Origin of the sequence: Kocuria sp. CPCC 205260 (assembly GCF_040981045.1) — a bacterium.
GTDB lineage: Bacteria > Actinomycetota > Actinomycetes > Actinomycetales > Micrococcaceae > Kocuria > Kocuria palustris.
Map to the genome: position 1 here is coordinate 1 of NZ_JAVKPT010000001.1, position 25,453 is coordinate 25,453.

At 67.3% G+C, this 25,453-nt stretch carries 25 protein-coding genes; 10 read left to right on the top strand and 15 right to left on the bottom strand.

All coding sequences use genetic code 11. The features are described 5' to 3' along the window. The first annotated feature begins 82 nt into the window (after window positions 1–82). Window positions 83–397, top strand: coding sequence for a dihydrofolate reductase family protein (locus RF645_RS00005; protein ID WP_368818662.1), 315 nt, complete (start codon window positions 83–85; stop codon window positions 395–397). 26 nt (window positions 398–423) lie between these two features. Here the strand turns inward: RF645_RS00005 and RF645_RS00010 are convergent, their stop codons facing one another. The 8 genes from RF645_RS00010 to RF645_RS00045 form a co-directional block, all read right to left on the bottom strand. Next, the gene (locus RF645_RS00010; protein WP_368818352.1) at window positions 424–1,320 is read right to left on the bottom strand and encodes a restriction endonuclease; all 897 of its coding nucleotides are present in this window, start codon (window positions 1,318–1,320) and stop codon (window positions 424–426) included. A 167-nt stretch (window positions 1,321–1,487) separates the two neighbouring features. Beyond that, complete coding sequence (locus tag RF645_RS00015) at window positions 1,488–4,631, bottom strand: type I restriction endonuclease subunit R (protein WP_368818353.1); 3,144 nt, start codon at window positions 4,629–4,631, stop codon at window positions 1,488–1,490. Continuing rightward, complete coding sequence (locus RF645_RS00020) at window positions 4,628–5,134, bottom strand: DUF1643 domain-containing protein (RefSeq protein WP_368818354.1); 507 nt, start codon at window positions 5,132–5,134, stop codon at window positions 4,628–4,630. Before RF645_RS00020 ends, RF645_RS00015 begins: the two co-directional genes overlap by 4 nt. Continuing rightward, the gene (locus RF645_RS00025) at window positions 5,131–6,378 is read right to left on the bottom strand and encodes a restriction endonuclease subunit S (RefSeq protein ID WP_368818355.1); all 1,248 of its coding nucleotides are present in this window, start codon (window positions 6,376–6,378) and stop codon (window positions 5,131–5,133) included. The genes RF645_RS00020 and RF645_RS00025 overlap by 4 nt, the downstream gene beginning before the upstream one ends. Next, the gene (locus tag RF645_RS00030) at window positions 6,375–7,943 is read right to left on the bottom strand and encodes a type I restriction-modification system subunit M (protein ID WP_368818356.1); all 1,569 of its coding nucleotides are present in this window, start codon (window positions 7,941–7,943) and stop codon (window positions 6,375–6,377) included. The genes RF645_RS00025 and RF645_RS00030 overlap by 4 nt, the downstream gene beginning before the upstream one ends. A gap of 88 nt (window positions 7,944–8,031) precedes the next feature. Further along, window positions 8,032–8,841 (bottom strand): TrmH family RNA methyltransferase, encoded by an 810-nt coding sequence (locus tag RF645_RS00035; protein ID WP_368818663.1) that lies wholly within the window; start codon window positions 8,839–8,841, stop codon window positions 8,032–8,034. Between the two features lie 50 nt (window positions 8,842–8,891). Continuing rightward, window positions 8,892–9,758, bottom strand: coding sequence for a sulfite exporter TauE/SafE family protein (locus RF645_RS00040; protein ID WP_082330931.1), 867 nt, complete (start codon window positions 9,756–9,758; stop codon window positions 8,892–8,894). A gap of 13 nt (window positions 9,759–9,771) precedes the next feature. Then, the gene (locus RF645_RS00045) at window positions 9,772–10,557 is read right to left on the bottom strand and encodes an ABC transporter ATP-binding protein (protein WP_204781761.1); all 786 of its coding nucleotides are present in this window, start codon (window positions 10,555–10,557) and stop codon (window positions 9,772–9,774) included. 96 nt (window positions 10,558–10,653) lie between these two features. Between RF645_RS00045 and serB the strand changes: the two genes are divergently transcribed. Then, window positions 10,654–11,589: a phosphoserine phosphatase SerB gene (serB, locus tag RF645_RS00050; RefSeq protein ID WP_314302148.1), complete on the top strand. Its 936-nt coding sequence runs from the start codon at window positions 10,654–10,656 to the stop codon at window positions 11,587–11,589. Between the two features lie 77 nt (window positions 11,590–11,666). On the opposite strand, the gene RF645_RS00055 is transcribed toward serB, so the two are convergent. Then, complete coding sequence (locus RF645_RS00055; RefSeq protein WP_006213156.1) at window positions 11,667–12,422, bottom strand: SDR family oxidoreductase; 756 nt, start codon at window positions 12,420–12,422, stop codon at window positions 11,667–11,669. A 90-nt stretch (window positions 12,423–12,512) separates the two neighbouring features. Further along, on the bottom strand, window positions 12,513–13,247 hold the full coding sequence (gene fabG / locus RF645_RS00060) for a beta-ketoacyl-ACP reductase (RefSeq protein WP_058870877.1): 735 nt from the start codon (window positions 13,245–13,247) through the stop codon (window positions 12,513–12,515). Window positions 13,248–13,494: 247 nt separating this feature from the next. On the opposite strand from fabG, the gene RF645_RS00065 reads away from it, so the two are divergent. From RF645_RS00065 to RF645_RS00075, 3 genes are read left to right on the top strand one after another with little or no spacing between them, the layout of a single operon-like run. After that, the gene (locus RF645_RS00065) at window positions 13,495–14,043 is read left to right on the top strand and encodes a DUF3099 domain-containing protein (protein WP_206390190.1); all 549 of its coding nucleotides are present in this window, start codon (window positions 13,495–13,497) and stop codon (window positions 14,041–14,043) included. Window positions 14,044–14,100: 57 nt separating this feature from the next. Then, window positions 14,101–14,376, top strand: coding sequence for a hypothetical protein (locus tag RF645_RS00070; RefSeq protein ID WP_006213159.1), 276 nt, complete (start codon window positions 14,101–14,103; stop codon window positions 14,374–14,376). Continuing rightward, on the top strand, window positions 14,373–15,347 hold the full coding sequence (locus RF645_RS00075) for an SURF1 family protein (RefSeq protein ID WP_206390188.1): 975 nt from the start codon (window positions 14,373–14,375) through the stop codon (window positions 15,345–15,347). Before RF645_RS00070 ends, RF645_RS00075 begins: the two co-directional genes overlap by 4 nt. Window positions 15,348–15,405: 58 nt before the next feature. Here the strand turns inward: RF645_RS00075 and RF645_RS00080 are convergent, their stop codons facing one another. Then, window positions 15,406–17,004: an ABC-F family ATP-binding cassette domain-containing protein gene (locus RF645_RS00080; protein ID WP_259903020.1), complete on the bottom strand. Its 1,599-nt coding sequence runs from the start codon at window positions 17,002–17,004 to the stop codon at window positions 15,406–15,408. A gap of 234 nt (window positions 17,005–17,238) precedes the next feature. Between RF645_RS00080 and RF645_RS00085 the strand changes: the two genes are divergently transcribed. Genes RF645_RS00085 through RF645_RS00105 form a run of 5 tightly spaced genes read left to right on the top strand, consistent with a single transcriptional unit; the run spans window position 17,239 to window position 21,295 of the window. Continuing rightward, window positions 17,239–18,843 (top strand): AI-2E family transporter, encoded by a 1,605-nt coding sequence (locus RF645_RS00085; protein ID WP_314301401.1) that lies wholly within the window; start codon window positions 17,239–17,241, stop codon window positions 18,841–18,843. Between the two features lie 28 nt (window positions 18,844–18,871). Beyond that, window positions 18,872–19,534, top strand: a complete 663-nt coding sequence (locus RF645_RS00090; RefSeq protein ID WP_058870880.1) for a biotin transporter BioY — start codon at window positions 18,872–18,874, stop codon at window positions 19,532–19,534. Continuing rightward, the gene (locus RF645_RS00095; RefSeq protein ID WP_368818357.1) at window positions 19,531–20,289 is read left to right on the top strand and encodes an energy-coupling factor ABC transporter ATP-binding protein; all 759 of its coding nucleotides are present in this window, start codon (window positions 19,531–19,533) and stop codon (window positions 20,287–20,289) included. The genes RF645_RS00090 and RF645_RS00095 overlap by 4 nt, the downstream gene beginning before the upstream one ends. Next, complete coding sequence (locus RF645_RS00100) at window positions 20,286–20,957, top strand: energy-coupling factor transporter transmembrane protein EcfT (protein WP_058870882.1); 672 nt, start codon at window positions 20,286–20,288, stop codon at window positions 20,955–20,957. The genes RF645_RS00095 and RF645_RS00100 overlap by 4 nt, the downstream gene beginning before the upstream one ends. A 59-nt stretch (window positions 20,958–21,016) precedes the next feature. Beyond that, entirely contained in the window at window positions 21,017–21,295 is a 279-nt protein-coding gene (locus tag RF645_RS00105) for a muconolactone Delta-isomerase (RefSeq protein ID WP_368818358.1), read from the top strand. Between the two features lie 124 nt (window positions 21,296–21,419). Here RF645_RS00105 and RF645_RS00110 read toward each other — a convergent pair whose 3' ends face one another. The 4 genes from RF645_RS00110 to sufB form a co-directional block, all read right to left on the bottom strand. Further along, complete coding sequence (locus RF645_RS00110) at window positions 21,420–21,770, bottom strand: metal-sulfur cluster assembly factor (RefSeq protein ID WP_006213168.1); 351 nt, start codon at window positions 21,768–21,770, stop codon at window positions 21,420–21,422. Window positions 21,771–21,798: 28 nt separating this feature from the next. Further along, window positions 21,799–22,560: a Fe-S cluster assembly ATPase SufC gene (sufC, locus tag RF645_RS00115; protein ID WP_006213169.1), complete on the bottom strand. Its 762-nt coding sequence runs from the start codon at window positions 22,558–22,560 to the stop codon at window positions 21,799–21,801. 64 nt (window positions 22,561–22,624) lie between these two features. After that, window positions 22,625–23,797 (bottom strand): Fe-S cluster assembly protein SufD, encoded by a 1,173-nt coding sequence (sufD, locus tag RF645_RS00120; protein ID WP_259903021.1) that lies wholly within the window; start codon window positions 23,795–23,797, stop codon window positions 22,625–22,627. Between the two features lie 154 nt (window positions 23,798–23,951). Then, window positions 23,952–25,403 (bottom strand): Fe-S cluster assembly protein SufB, encoded by a 1,452-nt coding sequence (gene sufB, locus RF645_RS00125; protein ID WP_053447386.1) that lies wholly within the window; start codon window positions 25,401–25,403, stop codon window positions 23,952–23,954. Between the last annotated feature and the right edge of the window lie 50 nt (window positions 25,404–25,453).

The window sequence follows — 25,453 nt, forward strand, 5'->3', positions numbered from 1 at the left end:
ATGCCGAGGACCGGCTGGCCGGCACCTGCTCATCCTGATCGATCCAGGCGCCGCCGAAAAGGTAACGGGGGCCTCCTACCTCATCGCCGGTGAGGAAAAGCTGGACATGGAGATCGCGGTGCGCCGGATCGGGGAGGTCTTCGGCGTGGACGAGCTGATCCTGGGCGGCGGAGGGACCCTGAACTGGTCCATGGTCCGCGACGGCCTGTGCGATGAGATCAGCATCGTGATGATGCCGCTGGCCGACGGCGAGACCGACACGGCCTCCCTTTTCGAGGCCAGCGGCGAGCGCTCCAGCCCCCTGCCGATCGGCTTCTCGCTCAAGGGCGTCGAACCGCTGGAGGACGGCAGCCTGTGGCTGCGCTACGACGTGCAGGGACCGGTCGAGCAGGGCTGAGCCCTGTTCGACCCCGCATCACCAGATCACGCGAAGAAGTCCTCGTCGATCTCGATCACCTTGTAGGTCTCCTTGACCTGCACCCCGACGCCGAAACGGATCATCAAGCTCGTGAGGCGCTTGCCGTCGATGAGGATGATGCGCGTCGGGACATTCTTGGCGTAGGTGCGGGCGCCTTCGGAGAAGCGGCTGCTCGTGATGAACACGCCGCTGTCGGCTTTGCCGCTCAGAGCTCCGACGAAGGCCTGAAGATCGGGGCGCCCGACGGTGTTGTCATCCCCGTAGCGCTTGGCCTGGATGTAGACGCGGTTCAGTCCCAGGATGTCCTGATCGATCACCCCGTCGATGCCGCCGTCGCCCGAGAGCTGGGTGACACTGCCGCGTCCGGTCGTGCCGCCGTAGCCCATCGCAAGAAGCAGGTCGACCACTGCCTGTTCGAAGAAGCCGGGGTCTTTGCCCCTGAGCCGGGTGAGGAGCTCCATCGCGGTCTTCTCGTGGATCCGCTCGATCCCGCTCTGCACCTGCTCGATCGGCGTCATAGACGAATCGTCGTCGGTGTCTGCTGAGGCAACGGAGGCTCTTGCGCTCTTTGCGCGCGCAACATAAGGCCGGATCAGTGAGCCCGGGTCCTCGCCCAGCGCGGCGATGTCTCGCTCTCTCGCCCCTTGGGGAAAGCGCCCGACGACTTCACGGCCGGCCTCCGCGATCTGATAGTGGCCGCGCTCCGGACGGGTGAGCGCACCGACGTTCGTCAGGAATGACACCGCCCATCCGATGCGATTCATGTACTTGGGCTGGTTTCCCGACGGCAGCATCTCCTCGCGCTGCACCCCTGTCAGGCCGATGTCGTCCGCGACCAGCGGATGCACTTCGCGCAGGTGCCGGACAGCTCCATCGCCCATGACCCTCAGCACCGGGATCATGAATCCTTCCCACGTGGGCATCTCGGTCATCAGACAATACCCCCGGGGAATACCGCGAGCACGAAGCGCAGCTCTCCACGCAGCGCTTCTGCGGTGATCAGTGCCATGAAGGGTCTCCGTTCTCGCAGCGACGCGATCGTTGTTCCGGAATGAAGATGAGATCCAGCCTATCGACGAGCTTCGATCGGCTCTTCACTCTCCGAGGCAAGGCCCCGGAACCGCTCGAAGAATCTGGTAAGCGCTTCGATGACCCGCTTCTTCTTGTCGCCGTGGTTGGACTCGCCGCTGAACCGTGACACGGGTGGCAGGATGCGGGTGATCTCCGTTCCCGCTGTGCGCAGTCGGCCGTCGCGGAACGCCGCATCCACGAACGACCGAGTCTGCTCGGGCTTGAGCTTGTGCGTGTCGATGAGCTCCTGGAGCTCGGCCTCGCGCTTCGCCGCGATGTAGGCCTGCCACTGCTCATCGACCCCGTCCTGCAACGACACCGACTCGACGAAGTCCTCGACGAGATCGCGCTTGCTCCGCAAGCTTGGGCTCGAGTCGACGGCACGGGTGATCTCGGCGTGGATCTCCTTGTCCTCACCGTCTCCCTGCTCGGCTCGGAGCTTCTCGACGAGCATGAGGATGTAGTCGACATTGATCTCGACCTGTTTGACGAGCTCGATCTCGAACACGACGTCGTCGTTGATGACTTCCTTGTCACCGTCGCGAGCGCGCGTGTACTCGTCCCGAAGGCGCAGGTAGATGCTGGTGTAGTCCTGCCGCTGTCGCTCGGTGAGCGGGTCGTTGCCGGCGAATTCGTCGAACGACGTCAGGATGTTCTGCAGCCGCAGGATCGCGCCGAACAGCTGGATGAAGGCCTTCTGCGCCTGCTCCCCCACGATCTGCTGCTCGATCGGGAAGCGAGTCAGCAGCTCGGTGACCTTGTCTGCGTACTCGCCGTAGTAGTCGCTGTACGGCTTCAGCAGCACCACGCCGCGGGCATCCTTGTTGCCGAACAGCTCCAGCGCGGCGTTCGTCTCTTCTTCGAGGTCGCGGAAGGCGACGATGTTGCCGTAGGTCTTCACCGAGTTGAGGATGCGGTTCGTGCGCGAATACGCCTGGATCAGGCCGTGCGCGCGCAGGTTCTTGTCGACGAACAGCGTGTTCAGCGTCGTCGCGTCGAAACCGGTGAGGAACATGTTCACCACGATGACCAGGTCGATCTCGCGATTCTTCATCCGCTGCGACAGGTCCTTGTAGTAGTTCTGGAACCGATCCGCGCTCGTGTCGTAGCTGGTCCCGAACATGTCGTTGTAGTCCTGGATCGCGTCTTCCAGGAATTCACGTGCGGGGCCGTCGAGCGCATCGGTGTCGAACGCTTCGTCGTCGAGGATGCCGTCGGTTTCGGCCTCATTCGCGCCGTAGCTGAAGATCAGTCCGATCTTCAGACGCTTGTCCGATGGAAGCTGATCCATCTGCCGCCGGAACTCGTTGTAGTAGCGGCGTGCGGCATCGATCGATTCGGTCGCGAACAGGGCATTGAATCCGCGAACCCGCTTCCGTTCCTTGAGTGCTTCCACCTGACGTCGGCCCCGCACCGATTCGGCAACGTTTGTCACGACACCGTGTTCGTAGCTCGATGTGCGCTTCGTCTTCTGATCGAAGTGCTCCAGGGTGTACGTCACGATTTCCCGGATCCGACGCACGTCCAGGAGAGCTCCTTCACGGTCGATCGCAGACACCTGTGAGTCATCGGGATTCCCGACCTTGATGGTGTTGACGTAGTCGATCCGGAACGGCAGTACATTCCTGTCCGTAATGGCGTCGACGATCGTGTACGTGTGCAGCCTGTCGCCGAACGCCTGCTCGGTCGTGCGCAGCTGAGGGTTCCCGCCGCTTCCGGCGTTCGCCGCGAAGATCGGCGTGCCCGTAAACCCGAACAGGTTGTACCGCTTGAACGCGCGCGTGATATCGGTGTGCATGTCACCGAACTGCGAACGGTGGCACTCGTCGAAGATGATCACCGCGTGGCCCGAGAACACCTCGTGGCCCTTGTTTGCCTTGATGAATGTCGACAGCTTCTGGATCGTCGTGATGATGATCCGCGCGCCGGGGTCCTCGAGCTGCTTCTTCAGGATCGCCGTCGACGCGTTCGAGTTCGCCGCGCCCTTTTCGAACTGGTCGTACTCCCGCATCGTCTGGTAATCGAGGTCCTTGCGGTCGACGACGAACAGCACCTTGTCGACACTCGGCATCTTCGAGGCGAGCTGCGCCGCCTTGAACGAGGTTAGCGTCTTGCCCGATCCGGTCGTGTGCCAGACGTACCCTCCGGCCTTGACGGTGCCGAGCCTCTTGGAGTTCGTCGAGATCTGGATCTTCTGCAGGATCCGCTCCGTGGCGACAATCTGGTACGGACGCATCACCAACAGGTCGCGATCAGCAGTCAGCACGCAGTACTTCGTCAGCACGTTCAGCAGCGAGTGCTTCGCGAAGAACGTCCTGGTGAACGCTGTCAGCTCGGTGATCGGCTTGTTGCTGGCATCGGCCCACCAGGAGGTGAACTCGAACGAGTTGCTGGACTGCTTCGCCCTGCTCGCTCCCGCCTGCTTCTGGCTGTCCTTGAGGTGTTTCGCTCGGGTGCTGTTGGAGTAGTACTTCGTGAGCGTGCCGTTGCTGATCACGAAGAGCTGCACGTACTCGAACAAACCCGAGCCCGCCCAGAAGCTTTCTCGCTGATAGCGATTGATCTGGTTGAAGGCCTCCCGGATGTCCACGCCGCGACGCTTCAGCTCGATGTGCACCATCGGTAGCCCGTTGACGAGCACCGTGACGTCGTATCGGTTCGCGTAGCTGGCACCATCCTCCCCGGCGTCGCCCTCGCCGCGTCCGATCTCGTACTGGTTTACGACCTGCAGCCGATTGTTGTGGATGTTCGACTTGTCGATCAGCGCGATGTTCTTCGTCGTCCCGTCGTCGCGCCTGAGGATCTGAACGTGATCCTCCTGCACACGCACCATCTTCTCGATGAGGCTGTCGTTGGCACCAGCAATCTTCGTCGTGAAGAACTGCTCCCACTCGGCATCCGAGAACGTGATGCGGTTGAGCGCCTCGAGCTGCTCGCGCAGATTCGCGACCAGCTGCGTCTCTGATGTGATGGGGAGATACTCATACGCCTGCGTCTCCAGCAGACGGATCATCTCGCGCTCAAGCGCCGCCTCGGACTGGTATGTCTCAGACTTCATCGGCTCGGCGACGTACTCGGCAACGACCGTGCTCTCCGACGAGACAGCGATCGGGTCGAACCTCCGTGCGAGTGCATCACTCATACTGACAGCCTCCACTCCATCGGTCTCGCTGAAGACGGCACATACAGCGGGTGACGGGGCGCGCCCGACTTCGTCGTGCCCAGCGCCTTCAGACGCGTCGCGCCAGGCAAGCTGGCGACTTCATTCACTCGAGCGAGCCTTCCGTGGTTCCCCCACGCGGCGATCACATGCTCTCCGCGTCCCATGAGGTCCGTGAGAACGGCATCGTTCTGCGCTCCACCGGTCGGTTCCGGCGCTCGGAAGAGATCCCGTGGATCCGTCGCTCGGAACGCATAGAGATTGCCGACCAGCAACGAGCCGCAGCCGAAATCGCGGGCGAACCCCATGCACCGCCGGATCGTGGGATCGTCCTGAGCTGCGTCCGCAGTCGATGGGTTGAGCATGATGAACACACACACCGGAAGGGCGTCGTCCCATCGCCGCCCAAGACGGTAGCGGTACAGCCCGTCTTGAGAGATGTCTGCCCAGCGCTCGACCCCAGCTGGCTTCGTCACCGAACTCATGGCGTCAGCTCCTTGAACGTCAGCAGGCGGTCGCGGCAGTGCTCGTACTGCTTGCGACGGGCAGCGAGCTCGGCTGGCAGACCGATGCTGATGTCGTGGACGAGAGCGTCGAACTTGTCAAGTGACCGGACGATTGATGCCTGTTCCTCAAGCGACGGCACAGGGATTTCGATCGCACCAAGACCCGCCGCCGACAGTCTCTTGACCTTCGCGCGCGACACGTGGCGTTCTTTCTGTCGATGGAAATCAGCCGTCTGGACCGCATATGCCACGTACTTCGGATCGAGGCCGGAGCTGAAAACAAACGTGTCGTCGTGCGTCGCGATCGGCTCTTCACCCAGCCAAGCCACTGCCTTCCCCACATCTTCTACCGTTTCGCCGACCCCGGCGAATACAACACTTCCGGGTTGCGCATACCGAAGATTTTCCCGTAGCTCAGGTCGAATATGCCGCACAGCGCGCGTCGCTGAAGTCCCGTAATCGGTGTAGATCTCTCCGTAGTGAAGGCTTGGGATGCCCTTCTCAACGATGTCACTTTTGGTGAACCGGCGGCCACGAACGAAAGTCCCAAGATCAGCGAGTCGACTTCTTCGACCCCAGTTGCCGCGCACTAGTTTGTCACGGTAGTACTCATACTGGGTGCGCCGGGCTTCCAGCTCCGCTTCCAGCTCCGCTTCCAGCTCCGCTTCCAGCTGGGTGAACTGATCCAGTTTTCGCACGATCTCGCGCTGCACCTCGAGAGGCGGTATTGGGACGCGGAACCCGCGCATGACGCTGGCGTTCAAGTTATTGATCGTCGAGGTCGAGAGCGAGCGATCGAGGTGAGTTTTGAATCGCTCACCCGTAAGAAGATGGAACAGAAATCGACTTTCCACACGCGCATCAGTCGTGCGAAGGACCGCCATGAAGCCACCAAACGTCTGCCCGATGTCCTCGCGAATGTATGCGACCTTGCCTATGTGATCGCGGCTACCGCTGCCAGCACAGATGAGTGTGTCGCCAGCTCGCAGGCGCTGTGCGTCGCGAACACGAACATGACTTGAAACACGCTTCACGTCCTCAAAGTTGAGCGTGTTGGAGGCGAGCGTGATGTTGTTGGCGCGGAGCACCTGAATCTCCCCTGCCGAATCCTCGTCGTTCTTGCTGTAAGTGATGCCACGCACATAGTCGGCGATATCGAGAACGCCAGTATGCTCCACCCCGTCCGGGCAAAGTTCCTGGATCAGGTCATCGATGCCGCTCACTTGGAGCCCTCCAGATCCGCCACGATCTCGTCGATCGCTGTTCTCAGCTCCGCCTGGCGTGCCACGATGCGCGCGATCTCGGCGTTCAGCTCCGCGATGTCGACTTCCTCGCGAGTGTCCTCGGCCTCGACGTACGACGACACCGCGATGTTGTAGTCATTCGCCGCGATGTCCTCGTCACTGACGACCGTGGTGAAGTAGTCCTCTGGCTCACGCGTTGTGAACGCGTCGAGGATCCTCGCCCGGTGCTCCTCGAGCAGCTTGTTCTTGTTTCCGACGCGCTTGAACTCTGCCGACGCGTCGATGAACAGTACGTCGCTGGTCTTCTTCGACTTCTTCAGCACGAGGATGCAAGTCGCGATCGTCGTTCCGAAGAACAGGTCCGGCGGCAACTGGATGACGGCATCGATGTAGTTGTTGTCGACGAGGTACTGGCGGATTTTCTTCTCAGCTCCCCCGCGGTACAGCACGCCGGGGAACTCGACGATTGCTGCAGTGCCGTTGACCGCGAGCCAGCTCAGCATATGCATCGTGAAGGCCAAGTCGGCCTTCGACTTCGGCGCGAGGACACCCGCCGGCGCAAACCGTTCATCGTTGATCAGCAGCGGGTTGGCATCGCCCTCCCACTTGATCGAGTAGGGCGGATTGGAGACGATCGCCTCGAACGGTTCGTCGTCCCAGTGCTGCGGATCGATCAGGGTGTCACCGTGAGCGAGGTTGAAGTCGGCATAGTTCACGTCGTGCAGGAACATGTTGATCCGCGCAAGGTTGTACGTGGTCAGATTGATCTCCTGACCGTAGAACCCCTGGCGGACGTTGTTCTTCCCGAGCACCTTGTCGAACTTCAGCAGCAGCGACCCCGAGCCGACCGCCGGGTCGTAGACCTTGTTGACCTGCTTCTTGCCAACGACCGTGATGCGCGCCAGCAGCTCGGAGACCTCCTGCGGCGTGTAATACTCACCACCGGACTTGCCCGCGTTGGCCGCATACATCTGCATCAGGTACTCGTAGGCATCGCCGAACAGATCGATCGAATTGTCCTCCCACCGCCCCAGCGGCAGATCACCGATCGCGTCGAGCAACTTCGCCAGCTTCTGGTTGCGCTTGGCGACCGTCGAGCCGAGCTTGTTGCTGTTGACATCCAGGTCGTCGAACAGCCCCTTGATGTCGTCCTCACTGTCCGTACCCAGCGCCGACGCCTCGATGTTCTTGAAGACCCGCTCGAGCGTCTCGTTGAGGTTCTCGTCGTTCGCGGCGTGCTCACGGACGTTGGTGAACAGATCTGACGGCAGGATGTAGAAGCCCTTCTCCGCAAGGACCTCGTTGCGCGCGAACTCTGCCTGCGAGTCAGGCAACTTCGTGTAGTCGAACGACGCGTCGCCCGCCTCGTGCTCGCCCTTGTTGATGTAGGCCGTCAGGTTCTCGGAGATGAACCGGTAGAAGAGCATGCCCAGCACGTAGGTCTTGAAGTCCCACCCATCGACGCTGCCGCGAAGATCGTTCGCGATCCGCCAGATGGTCTTGTGAAGCTCAGCACGCTGCGTCTGGCTGGTCGTCGGTGGCATAGAAGGTCTCCTTCGCGCTGCAGCGCGATCGCAGGTCCATTGAATGAATCCACCTTATCCGCGAGCCCGATTCAGCCCAGCACCTGCATCACCCCGGCCGCGTCTCCCAGAAGGCCACCGCAGACGCCGCGGCCACGTTCAGCGAGTCCACCCCGTGGGACATCGGGATCCGCACAGTGAGATCGGCGTGATGGATGGCCGGCGCGGTGAGCCCGTGGCCCTCGGTGCCCAGCAGCAGCGCCAGCTTCTCCCCTGATTCCCGCACGCGCGTGCCGAGCTCGTCGAGGGCCAGGGAGTCGTCCTCGAGCGCCATGGCCGCGGTGAGGAAGCCTGCGTCCTTGACCTGCTGCAGATCCGCCGTCCAGTGCTCCAAGCGCACCCACGGCACCTGGAAGACCGTGCCCATGGACACCCGGATCGCCCGGCGGTAGAGCGGATCGGCGCAGCGCGGGGTCACCAGCACGGCATCGACCTGCAGGGCTGCCGCCGAGCGGAAGATCGCCCCCAGGTTGGTGTGATCGACCACGTCCTCCACGATCGCCACGCGCTGCGACGAGGCCAGCACCGAGGCCAGCGGCAGCGGCTTCGGGCGCTGCATGGCCGCCAGTGCGCCGCGGTGCAGGTGGAACCCGGTGACGCCCTCGAGCACCTCGTCCTCCCCCACATAGAGAGGGACCTCGGGGTGGGCGTCGAGCACGTCGGCCAGATCGAGCACCCACTTGCGGGACATGAAGAACGACCGCGGCTGATGCCCGGCCGCCAGGGCCCGGCGCAGCACCTTGGAGGACTCCGCCAGGTACATCCCGCGCTCGGGCTCGAGCTTGCGCCGCAGCGAAACATCCGTCAGCGAGGTGTAGTCGGCCACCCGAGGATCGGCCGGATCCCTCAGGACCGTCAGCTGCGGGAACCGCGCGCCGAGCTCGTCGAAGGAAGGGGGGACCTGCTGGCTCACAGCACCTGCCTCACCATGTTGGCCAGGGCGGCCAGCCCCAGGACGACGATCACCGTGCGCAGAGCCACCGGCGAGAGCCGGCGGCCCACCTTGGCGCCCAGCCACGAGCCGACCGACGACGAGATCGCGATCAGCACCACGACCCACCAGTCGATGCGCTCGAAGGAGAAGAGGATGTAGGACACGGCGGCCACGATGTTCACCGCGGCCACCAGGAAGATCTTCACGGCGTTGGCCGACTGCATGGACGCCAGCAGGAACACGCCCAGGATCCCCAGCAGCAGCACGCCCTGCGCGGCCACGAAGTAGCCGCCGTAGATGCCCGCGATGAAGACCAGCACGTAGAGGATCGACGGCTGCGGCAGGGAGTTCGGATCCAGCTGTGCCGACTCCTCGCCGTGGGCCCGGGCGGCGTCAGCGATCTCCTGAGCCTGAGCCTCCTTCCGCTGCCGCACGATCCCCTGCAGTCGGGGCTGGAAGACCACGAAGAACAGAGCGACGACGATCAGCGCCGGCGCCACATAGGAGAAGACCTCCTCGGGCAGCACCATGAGCAGCCCGGCGCCTATCGCGCCGCCGACGATGGAGCACGGCAGCAGCTTCAGCAGGGTCCCGCGCAGGCCGCGCAGCTCGGCGCGGTAGTTCCACGCACCGGTGAGGTTCCCGGCGATCAGCCCCATGGCATTCGACATGGTCGCTGTCACCGGCGGCACGCCCATGGTGACCAGCACGGGGAAGGTCACCAGAGTGCCGGAGCCCACGATCGTGTTGATCAGACCGGCCCACACCCCGGCCACGAGGATCAGCCCCGCCTGCCACCAGGTGAACTCGAACGACTCGAGCAGCCCGGACATCCACTCCATCGAGAGGACCGGATCAGTCGCGGCGGAACGCGGCGAAGCGATCGCCCACGCGCACGAGCTTCAGCGGCATGCCGAAGGTCTCCGAGAGGTTGGACTGCGTCATGACCTCGCCCACCGGTCCAGCGGCGACCACGCGGCCCTCGCTGAGCAGCAGGGCGTGCGTGAAGTTCGGGGGCACCTCCTCGAGGTGATGGGTCACCATCACCACGGCAGGCGCCAGCTCGGAGGCGGCCAGCTCGTCGAGCCGCGTCACGAGGTCCTCGCGCCCGGCCACATCCAGTCCGGAAGCGGGCTCGTCGAGCAGCAGGATCTCGGGGTCGGTCATCAGGGCGCGGGCGATCAGCACCCGCTTCTTCTCCCCGGAGGACAGCGAGCCGAACTTCCGATCGGCCAGTCCCTGAAGGTTCCAGTCCGACAGCAGCTGTGCGGCGCGCTCGGTGTCGGCCTCGTCGTAGTGCTCGCGCCAGCGCCCGGCCACGCCGTAGGCGGCCGTGAGGACGACGTCGGCGACGGTCTCCCCGCCGGGGATCTGATCCGCCAGGTGCGAAGAGGTCAGGCCGATCCGCGGACGCAGCTCGAACACGTCCACCCGGCCCAGGGTCTCGTCGAGGATCTCGACGGTGCCGCGGGTGGGGTGCTGACGTGCCGAGGCCAGGGAGAGCAGAGTGGACTTGCCGGCGCCGTTGGGCCCCAGGACCACCCAGCGCTCGCTGTCCTGCACGGACCAGCTCACCTGCTCCAGCAGGTTCTTCCCGCTGCGGACGAGATCGACATCGGTCATCGACAGGGCTGCGCTCATGCCCGCCACTCTATCCTCCGGCGGGCTCCCGTCCGTGACGACCTGCAGAGCCGGACGATGCCGGATGACAAGCCCACTGCCGCTAGACTCGCCGCCATGACCGAGCAACTCGCCCTGATCGCCCTGGCACGGACACCGCATCCGGAGACCGTCGGGCAGATCATGGAGACCGTCGAGGAGGCCGGGGGCGACATCGAGTCCCACGGCCGCGTCCGCGTCACGCCCAGCGCCTCCGGCGGCGGCTCGGCGGATGGAGACCTCAACGGCTACAACGCCGCCTACGCGAAGTTCACGGGCCTGACCCTGGACGAGGCTCGCCGGATCGTGCGGCCTGATCCCCTCTCGTCCCTGTGGGACGACGTCGACGTCAGCGTCGTCCCCGCCTCGATCCTGGATCCCGAGCGCCGCAAGCTGCTCGTCATGGACATGGACTCCACCTTCATCCAGCAGGAGGTCATCGACCTGCTGGCCGCCAAGGCAGGAGTGCAGGACCACGTCGCCGATATCACCGAGCGCGCCATGCGCGGGGAGCTCGACTTCGCCGCGTCGCTGCGCGAGCGCGTCGCCCTGCTGGAGGGCCTGCCGGACTCCGTGATCGGCGAGGTCGCCCAGGAGCTGCGTCCCACGGTGGGCGCTGCCGTGCTGGTCGAGACCTTCCACCGCGCCGAGTGGACCGTGGGCGTCGTCTCCGGCGGCTTCCGCCAGGTGCTTGAGCCGCTGATGGCCAAGCACGAGATCGACCACTACCTGGCCAATGAGCTGGAGGTCGTGGACGGTCGCCTGACCGGACGCATCCTGGGCCCCATCGTGGACGCCTCGGTGAAGGCCTCGATGCTGCGCGCCTGGGCCGAGTCGGACGGAGTCGCTGCCGATCAGACCATCGCCGTGGGCGACGGCGCGAACGACATCCAGCTGCTGGAGGCCGCCGCGGTGGGCATCGCGTTCAACGCCAAGCCCGTGCTGCGCGAGGTCGCGGACGCCCAGATCAACATCCCCAACCTGGATGCGGTGCGCTTCTTCGCCGACCTTTGAGGTCCCCCTGCACGACGACGGCGGCGCCGAGCTCAGTGAGCTCGGCGCCGCCGTCGTCGTATGTCGAAGGTGCTGGATCAGCCCTGCGACTGGGCCAGGAAGTCCTCGGCTCCGCCCACGAGCTCCACGTGTCCGGTGGGGACGTCGGCGGTGACCATGGCGGCGATCTCCTGCGCGAACTCCTGGACCGTATAGAGGCGGCCTGCCGACTCGCGGCGCTGATCCAGCGCGCCGGGACGAGCGCGGTTGAGCAGCGTGGCGGTCACGGTGCCCTCGATCATGTCCGCGGAGACCACCACGAAGTCGATGCCCTTCTCGGAGAGCATGGGGATCCGCTCGGTGAGCGCATCCTCGCCGGCGCGCTTGGACAGCGCCACCTGCTCGTACTCGGGCATGGTCTCGACCTCGCGGATGAAGTGCGCCTGGTGGCTGGTCACGAACACCACGCGGCCGCCCTGGGGCAGCGCCTCGGCCGCGGTCTCCAGAGCGCGGACCTGGGCGTCGCGGTTCAGGCGCATGGCGTAGTCCTCGCCGAGGTCCGACTCCATGCCGCCCGAGGCGTTGAGGATCACGACGTCGACGGACCCGAAGCTGTCCTGCGCGGCCTGCAGCAGCGGGCTGATGCCCTGATCGTCGGTGAGGTCGGCGCCCACGGCCACGGCCTTGCCGCCGGCCTCCTCGATCTGCTGTACGACCTTATTGGCGCGCGGAGCCTTCTGCCGGTAGTTCACGACGACGTTCGCGCCCTGTCCGGCGAGGATCTTGGCGGTGTCGGCGCCGACGCCGCGCGAGGATCCGGTGATGACGACAGTCTTGCCTGCCACTGAGTCCATGGTGCTCTCCTGTGCTCGCTGCTGCTGGATGTCTGCGACCGCTCGAGGGCCTCAGATGCTGTGTCGGGTGTGTCCGGGAAGGCGGAGGCCTCAGACGCCCATGCCGAAGCCGCCGTCGACCGGGATCACGGCTCCGTTGATGTAGGCGGCCCCGGAGGAGGTGGCCAGCCAGCGCACGACCTCGGCGACCTCCTCGGGCTCGCCGAAGCGGTTGGCAGGGATGCGCTCGGCGTAGCCGGCCGAGACGTCCTCGGGAAGCTCCGCCGTCATGTCGGTGCGGATGTAGCCCGGGGCCACGACGTTGGCGGTGATGCCGCGGCCGCCGAGCTCGCGGGTGATGGAGCGGGCCATGCCCTGGAGCCCGGCCTTGGAGGACGCGTAGTTGACCTGCCCCGGACCGCCCGTGTAGCCGACGATCGAGGAGATGAACACGATGCGCCCGGCCTTCTTCTTGAGGAAGCCGCGGGTCGCGCGCTTGGAGACCCGGAAGGCCCCGGTGAGGTTGGTGTTCACCACGGAGGTGAAGTCGTCCTCGCTCATGCGCATGAGCAGGGTGTCCTGGGTGATCCCGGCGTTGGCGACCACGACGTCCACGGGGCCCCAGGTCTTCTCGATCTCGGTGAAGGCCGCGTCCACGGACTCGGTGTCGGAGACGTCGCAGCGCACGGCGTCGACGCCCTCCGGAGCCTCGCCCGAGCGGTAGGTCACGACGACCTGATCACCCTGGGCACGGAAGGCCTCCGCGATGCTGCGGCCGATGCCTCGGTTGCCGCCGGTCACCAGGACCACTCGCGGAGTCTGCGCGTCCTGCGTCTGAGCTGTCATGTGGTGTCGAGCCTTTCGAAGCGGAAGAAGTCCAGCGACACATTACCGGCCGGCGTCCGCCGATCCGTGGTGGAGCATCTCAGAGATTCCCCGTTCCGGCTTGTGCCGATCAGCAGTCAGCCGCCCGGCCCGAGGCTGTCAGCGCGCGGGTGCACAATGGTGGGAGGCCGTCGGGCGGCTGATCCGACGGCCGCGGCGCACCGGGTTCCTGCTGCGCCGTCTGAACGCGGCGGAAGGAGCTGAGGACATGACGCCCCGATACCTCAACCCCTCCGACCTCGCCGCCATGCAGGCCACGGCCGAGCGAGCGCGCGCCCGCTCCCGCGCTGTCGAGCCCCGAGCCTCCTCGTCCTCAGGATCGGGCGGGAAGCGTCGGGGAAAGGACGCGGACTCCTACTCGATCACCTCCACACCGGAGGCGCACTCGGCGGACATGGGCCGGCGCATGGTCGTCTACGGCATCCAGATGCTGCTGCGCGTGGTCTGCCTGATCGCGTTCGTGCTCGTGGACCACTGGATCCTGCGCATCGTGTGCGGGCTGGGCATCATCGTGCTTCCCTGGTCGGCCGTGCTGCTGGCCAATGTGGGCGCGGACCGCACCGAGCGCTCGTCGTCGTACATGGCCCCTGATCCGGAGCCGGCCCCCGTCCAGCTGACCGCCGAGCCCGCGAGCGATTCCGATGCGGAGACGATCGATGGCGAGTGGAGCGAGGACACCGAGCGCATGCTCGAATCCGGGCGGGGCCGCCCCGCTGCCGGAATGCAGGACAATGGAACGGGCGGCCGATCCGGCTGAGACCCGCCCGCGCCGCCTGCGAACCACTTCACCAGACCACCAGGAGTCCTCTCCCCCATGTCCTTCGATCTGCTCGGCTCGCTGTCCGACGGCCCCCGGGAGCCCCGGGAGGCCGCTTCGGCGGATCAGGACGGCGCGGCCCCTCAGTGCTCGCGCCGCGGCTGCCGTCAGGCCGCCGTGTGGGTGCTCGAGTGGAACAATCCGCGCGTCCACGCCCCTCAGCGGCGCAAGCGCTGGGTGGCCTGCCAGGAGCACCGGCAGCACCTCGGCGAGTTCCTGGACGCTCGCGGCTTCCTGCTCGAGATCCGTCCGCTGTCAGAGGTGCAGGCATGAGGCGGTTCCTGCAGACCTACTCGTTCCTGCTCTCCGGGCGCTGGATCGGCTGGTTCATCGTCTGCTGCCTGGGCGCGGCCCTGTGCCTGTACCTGGGCAACTGGCAGTACGACCGCGCCGAGCAGATCGATCACAGCAACCAGCTGATCATCGACAACTACGACGCCGATCCCCTCACCGGCCAGGAGGCCCTGTCCGCCTTCGAGGACTACGACGGCTCCCAGCAGTGGCACCCGGTGCAGCTGCGCGGGGAGTACCTCACGGAGGACACCGTCCTGGCTCGCAACCGGACCTCCGAGGGGCAGATCGGCTACGAGGTCCTGGTGCCGCTGCGCACGCAGCAGGGTGCCGTCGTGCTGATCAGCCGCGGCTGGATCCCCACGTCCGAGACCGGCGACGGCAGCCCCTCCGAGGTCCCGGAGGCACCCGCCGGCCAGGTCGAGGTCACCGCCCGCGTGCAGCCCTCGGAGGGCACGCCCGAGCGCACCGCTCCCGAGGGCCAGGTCGCCTCGATCCACCTGCCGGACGTGGAGGAGGTCTCCGGCGCGGATCTCGTGGACCAGGCCTACGGGCAGATGATGGCGGAGGACCCTGCCGCGCAGACGCGGCCGGCCGGATTCGCCGAGCCGGACCTGGACTACGGGCCGCAGCTGTCGTACTCGATGCAGTGGTCGGCCTTCGCGGTGCTGGCCTTCGTGGCGTACGGCTACTCGGCGCGCCAGAAGGTGCGCAACGACGCCTGGGACCGCGACTACGCCGCCCGGATCGAGACCGAGCTGGCCCAGTACTACGACGCCGAGGGCCGCTTCATCGGCATCGGCGACGGACGCACCGAGGAGGACCTCATGCGCCAGCTCGAGATGGTCGACGACATGCCGGCGCATCTGCGCGATCTGACCCGGCCCAAGCGCCGCAAGCGCTTCGGGGTGCAGGACGCCGCCGAGGAGGATGCCGCCCTGGACGTTCGCTGAGGCTCGCTCGCAGCGGCTGCCCGGCTCCCGCAGTGCCCTGGAGCCGGGACCGCGAGGCTCAGGCCAGCGAGATGAGGTCCTGGTACTCCTGCGACCAGTGGTCCTCGATGCCGTCGGGAAGCATGACCACACGCTCCGGGTTCAGCGCCTCCACGGCTCCCTCGTCGTGGGAGACCAGGACGACGGCGCCCTCGTAGCGGCGCAGCGCGGCCAGGATCTCCTCGCGGGAGGCAGGATCCAGGTTGTTGGTGGGCTCATCGAGCAGCAGCACGTTGGCCGAGGAGGCCACCAGAGTGGCCAGGGCCAGCCGGGTCTTCTCACCGCCGGAGAGCACGCCGGCGGGCTTGTCGACGTCGTCGCCCTGGAACAGGAACGAGCCGAGCACGGTGCGTGCCTGGGTGTCGGTGAGCTCCGGGGCCGCCGTCTTCATGTTCTGCAGGACCGTGCGGTCCTGATCCAGGGTGTCGTGCTCCTGGGCGAAGTAGCCGAGCTTCAGGCCGTGGCCGGGCTCGACCTGCCCGAAGTCCGGCTCGGCCACGCCGGCCAGCATGCGCAGCAGCGTGGTCTTGCCCGCGCCGTTGAGGCCCAGGATCACCACGCGCGAGCCGCGGTCGATGGCCAGGTCGACGTCGTTGAAGATCTCGAGCGAGCCGTAGGACTTGGACAGCCCGGTGGCCCGCAGAGGGGTCTTGCCGCAGGGTGCCGGTGCCGGGAAGCGGATCGCGGCGACCTTGTCCTGGACGCGCTCGCCCTCCACGGAGGCCATCAGCCGCTCGGCGCGCTTGAGCATCTGCTGCGCCGCCACGGCCTTGGTCGCCTTGGCGCGCATCTTCTCGCCCTGGGCCTTCAGTGCCGTGGCCTTCTTCTCCGCGTTGGCGTACTCCCGCTTGCGGCGGTGCTCGTCCTGCTCGCGCTGGGCCTTGTAGCGCTTCCAGTCCATGTTGTAGACATCCACGACCGCCCGGTTGGCGTCGAGGTAGAGGACCTTGTTGACCACCATCTCCATGAGCTCGACGTCGTGGGAGATCACCAGGACGCCGCCGGAGTAGCTGCGCAGGAACTCGCGCAGCCAGGCCACCGAATCGGCGTCGAGGTGGTTGGTGGGCTCGTCGAGCAGCATCGTGTCGGCGTCCGAGAACAGGATGCGGGCCAGCTCCACGCGTCGGCGCTGACCGCCCGAGAGCGTGCGCAGCGGCTGGTTGAGCACGCGGTCCGGAAGGTCCAGGTTCGCGGTGATCGTGGCGGCCTCGGACTCGGCCGCGTAGCCGCCGCCGGCCTGGAACTCGGTCTCCAGGCGGGGGTAGCGCTTCATGGCCCGGTCCCGCACGGTCTCGTCCTCGGAGGCCATCTCCTCCTCGGCCGTGCGCATGCGGGCGATGACCTCAGCAAGGCCGCGCGCAGAGAAGATCCGGTCGCGGGCCAGCTGCTCCATGTCCTCGACCTTGGGATCCTGCGGGAGGTAGCCGATCGTGCCGCTGCGGGTCACGGTGCCTCCGGCCGGGATGCCCTCGCCGGCCAGCACGCGGGTCATGGTCGTCTTGCCGGCGCCGTTGCGCCCGACCAGGCCGACCTTGTCGCCCTTCTGCACCCGGAAGTCCACGTCGTCCATCAGCAGCCGGGCTCCGGCTCGCAGTTCGAGGTTCGACACGGTGATCACTTCAGGCACGGCCTTTCGACGGGGGCGGGCGCCGTCGGCGGACGGCGGAACCGATGCAGTCTAGCCGGGAGCCTTCCCCGGCGCTGTCAGCTGGGACACCGCTGCCCGGATCGACCGGACCGGCGACGCGCCCCCGCGCCCGGTCGGGGCGCCTCCCCGCAGGCCTAGACTCGACCGGAGGCTGTTCCCCCGCCATGGAGGCGACAGATGAGATCCCGATCGAAGGCGAACCCGATGACCAGTGACCCGACCCCGGCCGGCACCGCGTCCACGGGCGACCCCGATCGCTCGCCCCGGCGCGGAGGGGCGTCGTCCGGCGGCTCGCACATCGCCGCGGCGGAGCCCGTGCTGCACCAGCACTCGGATGCCCCGGGGCCCGCACAGCCGCCGGAGAAGCTGGATGCCGGCGGCGGCGTCTGGCGCGATGCGATGGGCCGTGCCGCAGGACGCGCCGCGCAGATCCTGATCCTCGGCGTCCTGGCGGCAGCCCTCGTCTGGGTGATGATCGTCGTCCAGCTGGCGGTCATCGCGGCGCTCGTCGCCCTGATCCTGGCGACCACGGTCGGGCCGCTGGTCAACGCCCTGGTGCGCCGCGGCCTGCCGCGCTGGGCCGGTTCCGCGATCGTGTTCGTGGCGCTGATCGTGGTGGTCTCGGGCATCGTCGCCGCGGTCGCCGCCACGGTCACGGCCGAATGGGACACGCTGTCCCAGCAGTTCGCCCAGGGGGTCGATGACATCGAGGGCGTGCTCACGGATCCCTCCGTGCCGATCGACTCCCAGATGCTCTCCGACCTGACGTCCTCCGCCGGGTCCATGCTCTCGTCGCAGGCGGTCGTCTCGACTCTGTTCTCGAGCTTCGGAACCGCCGGCAGCGTCCTCACGGGCACGATCCTCTCGCTGGTCATGCTGTTCTTCTTCCTGAAGGACGGCCCCCGGATGTGGAACTTCCTGCTGCGCTGGTTCCACGGCGGGGTCCGCGCCCGCATGGCCGAGACAGGTGATCGCACGGCCGAGGTCCTGGGCGGATACGTCCGGGGCATCGTCATCGTGGCCACCGTCGACGCCACCCTGATCGGTCTCGGACTGTGGGCGATCGGCGTCCCGCTGGCGCTGCCGCTGGCGGTGCTGTGCTTCCTGTCCGCCTTCATCCCGATCGTGGGCCCGTTCTTCTCGGGCTTCTTCGCGGCCATCGTGGCGCTGGTGACGTTGGGGCTCCCCTCGGCGCTGGCGGTCGCGGCGCTGACCATCATCGTCAACAACGTCGACGGCAACCTCCTCCAGCCCCTGATCGTGGGCAAGTCCCTGAGCCTGCACCCGCTGATCGTGCTCACGGCGCTGACGATCGGCGGGCTGGTCGGCGGGATCGTGGGCACCATCCTGGCCACGCCCGTGACCGCGGTGGCCTGGTCGGTGATCCAGATCTGGTCGGATCGCTACCAGTCGGGAGATGACCCCGTGCTGGGGGCGGACCCGGTGGACCCGGCGACGTCGGCGGCGCGTCGGGCCTCGCTGGCCGAGCGCTGGCGCTATCAGGCCATGCGGCTGCAGCCTGCCCGCCATGCCTCCCGTGGCGCGACCGCGACCGATGCCGCCACCGGTCAGCTGCTGCCGGCCGCGCATCCGCCGACCCAGCCGCTGCGGGATCCCGTCGCAGGCTGGCCGGTGCACCAGCCGAATGGCGGGACGCCTCGCGCCGAGCCGCGCTCCGAGGAGATCGGCGATCTCGGTCGTCCCGCGCCGTGGGGCGAGACCGCAGGCGCGGGCGGCCGGTCGAGCAGCGGTCCCGACGAGGGCGAGACCGCGGACTCTTGCCACGACCGGCGCCCTGCTGCCGATTGATATCCGAACCCTCCCCTATCCTTGTGCCATGCCTTCATCAACGCCAGCATCCTCCCGTCCTCAGGATTCCGCCGACTCCGCACAGACCGCTCCTGCCGCCGCACGGAAGCAGACGGCCCCTGGTCGCAGCGCGGGCACGGATCTCGGCCTGATCGCCGTCTTCGCGGCCTTCGTGGCCGTGTGCGCCGTCCTGCCGGCCATTCCCGTGGGACCCCTGGCCGTGCCGATCACCCTGCAGACGCTGGCCGTGTACCTCACCGGACTGGTCCTGGGCGGGCGCCGCGGCTTCCTGGCCGTCGCGCTCTATGTGGTGGTGGGCCTCGTCGGTCTGCCGATCTTCTCCGGCTTCCGCGGCGGACCGGCGGTCCTCGCCGGCCCCTCCGCCGGCTACATCATTGCGTTCCCGATCGCCGCCGCCTGCGTAGGGTTCTTGGCCTACGCCGTCCTGCGCCGCGGCGTCTCACGAGGCCGTGTGCTCCTCGGGCTGATCAGCGCTGCGCTGCTCGGCGGGTTCCTGATCACCCGCGTCTTCGGCATCCCCGGGATGATGCTCAACGGCGGACTCACCCTGCGCGATGCCTTCCTGGCAGATCTGATTTACTGGCCCGGCGATCTGCTCAAGCTCGTGCTGGCGGCGCTGATCGCCGCTGCCGTGCACCGCGCCTTCCCCCGGCTGGCCGCACGGTCGTGAGCGGCGGGCAGCACCGCGGAATCGAGCTGCGCGAGATCGTCGTCGAGGTCCCCGGCCCGCCGAGCAGCAGCGAGCCCGTTCGCCTGCTCGGGCCGCTGAGCGTCGAGCTGCACGAGCGCCGGATCGCGGTGATCGGGCTCAACGGCTCCGGCAAGTCCACGCTGCTGCGCGTGCTCAACGGCCTGGCCGAGGTCTCCTCGGGTTCGGCCCGCGTCCACGGGACGGACGCGGTGCACGACGTCCGCGCGGCCCGTCGCGCCGTCGGGTTCCTGTTCTCGGATCCTGCCGCCCAGCTGCTGATGCCTACGGCCCAGGAGGACGTCGAGCTCTCCCTCCGGGTCGCGGGCGAGCCCTCCGGACGACGGGCCGAGATCGCCGGGCGGCTGCTCGAAGAGGCGGGCCTGTCCCGGCAGCGCCATCAGTCGATCCACGACCTCTCCGGCGGTGAGCGCCAGCTCGTGGCCCTGACGGCGGTGCTGGCCGTGCAGCCCAGGGTGCTGGCCCTCGATGAGCCCACCACGCTGCTGGACCTGCGCCACCGCGATGCCCTGCTCGAGCGCCTCGACGCCCTGTCCCAGCAGCAGATCATCTCCACGCACGACCTGGAGCTGGCCGCCACGGCCCAGCGGGCGCTGCTCATCCACGACGGCCTCCTGCTGGATGACGGCCCCGCCGAGGAGGTCATCGACCGCTACCGGCGCTGCTGCCGCGAAGGCTTCCCCACCGCTCCACCGGGCCCCGGGAACGCTCCGTGAGCCGTTCGCGCCGCGAGCTCTTCGGCTTCCACCGCCCGGCCGACACCCCGGTCCACCGCGCCCCGCTGGCGCTCAAGGCCTCCGGCGTGGCGGTGATCTCGGTGCTGCTGATGCTGCCCTTCCCATGGCTGCTGCGACGGCTCGGCATCGAGGCGCCCGAGACCTCCTGGGCGGTGCCCGCCGGGTGCCTGCTGCTGGTCCTGCTCGCGGCAGCCGCCGCACGCATAGGTCCGCGCGCCTGGTGGCACAGTCTCCGTCCCGCCTCGTGGATCCTGGGTCTGCTGGCGGCCTATCACCTGCTGCTGCGCCGCGATCCCGCCATGGCCGCCGAGGTGCTGCTCACGGTCGTGACCGCGCTGCTGGCCACCCGGGTCCTGCTGGAGACCACGCCCCTGCCCGAGCTGCTCGACGGGCTCGTGCGGCTGCTGTCCCCGCTGCGGCTGATGGGGGCGGATCCGGAGCGGATCGGGCTGGCGATCCAGATCATGCTGCGCTCGATCCCGTTCCTGACCGGCGTGCTCGACGACCTCCGCGATGCCGCCGCCGCGCGCGGTACCCGGCTCGGCCCCGTCGGGCTCGCCGCTCCCCTGGTGATCTCCGCCGTGGCCCACGGGCAGCGCACCGGCGAGGCACTGGCTGCCCGCGGACTGGACTCGCCTCGGCCGTGACCCGTCCCACGGTCGTTAGAGTGGCCGTGAACCAGCACCCGAGATCAGGAGAGTCGATCGTGAAGTTCCTCTGCCGCATGCGGATCCAGTTCCCCGAGTCCATGTCCGCCGAGGAGGTGGCCCAGAAGCAGGCCCAGGAGAAGGAGTACTCCCAGGGGCTGCAGGAGGCCGGTGAGTTGGAGGCCATCTACCGCGTAGTCGGGCAGTACGCCAACGTGTCGATCTTCGAGGTTGAGTCCAACCAGCGACTGCACGAGATCCTCTCGGGCTTCCCCATGTACCCGTACATGACGATCGAGACCACTCCCCTGTGCCAGCACCCGAACTCGATCCGCTGATCGAGCGCTGACGCGGGGCCGTCGGGCCCGCGCAGCCCCGATGGGGCCCGCACACACGACGACAGCGCCCGGTCGCGAAGCTGATCAGCTGCGCGACCGGGCGCTGTCGTGCGCCGCAGGCGGGTCAGATGTTGAAGCCCAGGGCCCGCATCTGGTCGCGGCCGTCCTCGGTGATGCGCTCCATGCCCCACGGCGGCATCCAGACCCAGTTGACGTGCCACTCGTCGACGAGCGGGCCGAGGTTCTGCTCGACCTGCTCCTCGATGACGTCCTGCAGCGGGCAGGCCGCCGTGGTCAGCGTCATGTCGAGCTTGAGGGCCCCGTCCTCCATGTAGGAGGCGCCGTAGAGCAGGCCCAGATCGACGATGTTCACGCCGAGCTCGGGATCGATGACGTTCTTCAGCGCGTCCTCGACCTCGGAGATCTGCGGCGCGCCCGCGGGGACCTGGCCCGCGTCGGCGGTCGTTTCGGTCATGGTGTCCTCCTCGTCCGGGTTCAGCCGGTCACTTGGCGGCAGCGACGTACTTGTCGTAGCCCTCGGCCTCGAGCTGCTCGGCCAGCTCCGGGCCTCCCTGCTCCACCACGCGGCCGTCGGCGAAGACGTGCACGTGATCGGGAGCGATGTAGCGCAGGATGCGGGTGTAGTGGGTGATGAGCATGACGCCCATGCCGTTGGCGGCCTTGGCGCGGTTCACGCCCTCGGACACGACCTTGAGGGCATCGATGTCCAGGCCGGAGTCGGTCTCGTCCAGCAACGCCATCTTGGGCTTGAGCAGCTCGAGCTGCATGATCTCCATGCGCTTCTTCTCGCCGCCGGAGAAGCCCTCGTTCACGTTGCGCTGGATCATCTGCGGATCCATCTTCAGCTGAGCGACGGCCTCCTTGACGTCCTTGGTCCAGGTCCGCAGAGCGGGGGCCTCGCCGTCGACGGCGGTCTTGGCCGAGCGCAGGAAGTTGGAGGTGGTCACGCCCGGGATCTCGACCGGGTACTGCATGGCCAGGAAGAGCCCGGCCCGCGCCCGCTCATCCACGGACATCTCCAGGACGGACTCGCCGTCCAGCAGGATGTCGCCCGAGTCCACGCGGAACTTGGGGTGGCCCGCGATGGTCGAGGCCAGCGTGGACTTGCCGGAGCCGTTGGGCCCCATGATCGCGTGGACCTCATCCGAGTTGATGGTGAGGTTCACGCCCTTGAGGATCTGCTTGCTGTTCTCGTCGTCGAGCAGGACCGATGCGTGAAGGTCCTTGATCTCCAGAGTGCTCAAAAGTCTCTCCTGAAATGGTGAAGGTGTGGGTGCCGTGATCGGCAGGTGCTTCGGTGGCGGGACCTCAGGCGCCGCGCTCGACGTTGGCCAGCTCGGCCTCGACGATCTCGCGCAGGCGCTCCTCGATGCTCTCGTCCTCGATCTGCTGCAGGATCTCGAAGAGGAAGCCGCGCACCACCAGGGCGCGGGCGTCGCGCTCCGGGATGCCTCGCGACATGAGGTAGTAGAGGTGCTCGGCATCCAGCTGGCCCGTGGTGGAGGCGTGGCCGGCACCGGCGATCACTCCGGTCTCGATCTCCAGGTTGGGGATCGAGTCCATCCGGGGCCCGTCGTTGAGGATCAGGTTCCGGTTGAGCTCGTAGGTGTCGGTGGCCTCGGCGGCCGGGCGGATCAGGACGTCGCCGACCCACACGCCGTGGGCGCCCTCGCCCTGCAGCGCGGACTTGTAGGTCACGCGCGAGCGGCAGTTGGGCTGCGAGTGGTCCACGAACAGCCGCGACTCGAGGTGCTGGCCGTCGTCCACAAAGGTCAGGCCGTACATCTCGACGTCGGCACCCGGTGCGCGGAAGCGCACCGACGGGGTCACGCGCACGGTGTCGCCGCCCAGGGAGACGACCACGTGCTTGAAGCGCGAGTCGCGGCCGAGCGAGACGTGCTGCGCCGAGGCGTGCACGGTGCCCTCGTCCTCCCACTCCTGCAGGGAGACCACGGTGATGTTCGCCGAATCGGCGATGGAGAACTCGACGTTCTGCGAGACCACGGCTGAGCCGTGGTGGCGCAGCACGATGCGCGCCTTCGAGAACTGCTCGGCGACCACGACCAGGTGGGAGGCGGCCGGATCCGGGCTCGTGCCCTCGATCTCGATCATCACGGTGCCGTCGATCTCGGCCTCGGCCGGCACGGTCACCACGGTGGCCTCCTGGAAGGCGGCCCAGGCGCTGGCCGAGAGGAGGTCCTCGGGGATGCCGGCCGAGCCCACGCGGGCGTCGTCGCGGCCCACGGTCTCGACGCGCACGCGATCGGAGCCGGACACGGTCACCGCCGGGGCGGGCCCCGTCAGCTCATCCGTGTGCAGTCCCCTGAGGCGCTTGAGCGGGGTGAACCGGAAGTCCTCCTCGCGCCCGGTCAGCTCCGGGAAGTCCGCGAGGTCGTAGGACGCCTGCCGATCGGCGCGCGAGGTGCCGGCGATCTTGGTGCCCTTGACCTTGCCGTCCTCCTGCGAGGCGGAGACCCCCATGGCCTCCTCCTCGGACTCGACCATGGCGGTGGCGAGCTTCTCGCCCTCCTGGGTCATCCCGGGGATGGCGATGCGCGCCTCATCGGTGCGCACGCCGTCGACCACATCCTCCTCGGGGGTGGTGGTGCCGGGTGCTGCGGCGGTGCTGGGCTTATCAGCCAACGGATCCCTCCATCTGCAGTTCGATCAGGCGGTTGAGCTCGAGCGCGTACTCCATGGGCAGCTCGCGGGCGATCGGCTCCACGAAGCCGCGCACGATCATGGCCATGGCCTCGTCCTCCGGCAGGCCGCGCTGCATGAGGTAGAACAGCTGCTCCTCGGACACGCGCGAGACGGTGGCCTCGTGGCCCATGGAGACGTCGTCCTCGCGGATGTCGACGTACGGGTACGTGTCCGAGCGCGAGACGGTGTCCACGAGCAGGGCGTCGCAGACCACGTTCGACTTGGCGTGGTGGGCGCCCTCGCGGACCTGGACCAGGCCGCGGTAGGCGGAGCGGCCGCCGTTGCGGGCCACCGACTTGGACACGATCGACGACGACGTGTGCGGGGCGACGTGCACCATCTTGGAGCCGGTGTCCTGGTGCTGGCCCTCGCCGGCGAAGGCGATCGAGAGGGTCTCGCCGCGGGCGTGCTCGCCGGTCATGTAGACCGCCGGGTACTTCTGGGTGACCTTGGAGCCGATGTTGCCGTCGACCCACTCCATGGTGGCGCCCTCGTGGGCGATGGCGCGCTTGGTCACCAGGTTGTACACGTTGTTCGACCAGTTCTGGATGGTCGTGTAGCGCACGCGGGCGTTCTTCTTGACGATGATCTCGACGTTGGCCGAGTGCAGCGAGTCCGTCTTGTAGATCGGCGCGGTGCAGCCCTCGATGTAGTGGACGTAGGAGTCCTCATCCGCGATGATCAGCGTCCGCTCGAACTGGCCCATGTTCTCCGTGTTGATGCGGAAGTAGGCCTGCAGCGGGATGTCCACGTGGACGCCCTTGGGCACGTAGACGAACGATCCGCCGGACCACACGGCCGTGTTCAGCGCGGCGAACTTGTTGTCGCCCACCGGAATGACCGTGCCGAAGTACTCCTCGAAGAACTCCGGGTGCTCGCGCAGCGCGGTGTCGGTGTCCATGAAGATGACGCCCTGGGCCTCCAAGTCCTCGCGGATCTGGTGGTAGACGACCTCGGACTCGTACTGCGCGGCCACGCCTGCCACCAGGCGGGAGCGCTCGGCCTCGGGGATGCCCAGCTTCTCGTAGGTGTCGCGGATCTCTTCGGGCAGCTCCTCCCAGGAGCCGGCCTGCTGCTCGGAGGCGCGCACGAAGTACTTGATGTTGTCGAAGTCGATGCCCGACAGGTCCGCGCCCCAGGTGGGCATGGGCTTGCGCTGGAAGAACTTCAGGGCCTTCAGGCGCAGGTTCAGCATCCACTCGGGCTCGTTCTTGCGCGCCGAGATGTCGCGCACGACGTCCTCGTCGATGCCGCGGCGCGCGGAGGCTCCCGCGACGTCCTTGTCGGCCCAGCCGTACTCGTACGTCCCGATGCCCTCGAGCTCGGGGTTCTTCTCCAGGATGTCGGAGATGGTGGTGTCGTTGGCGTGTGTCACATCTGTCACGACGGCCTCCTCTGGTGGTCTGCTGCCGATCCGGGCTCTTCCCGGTCGAC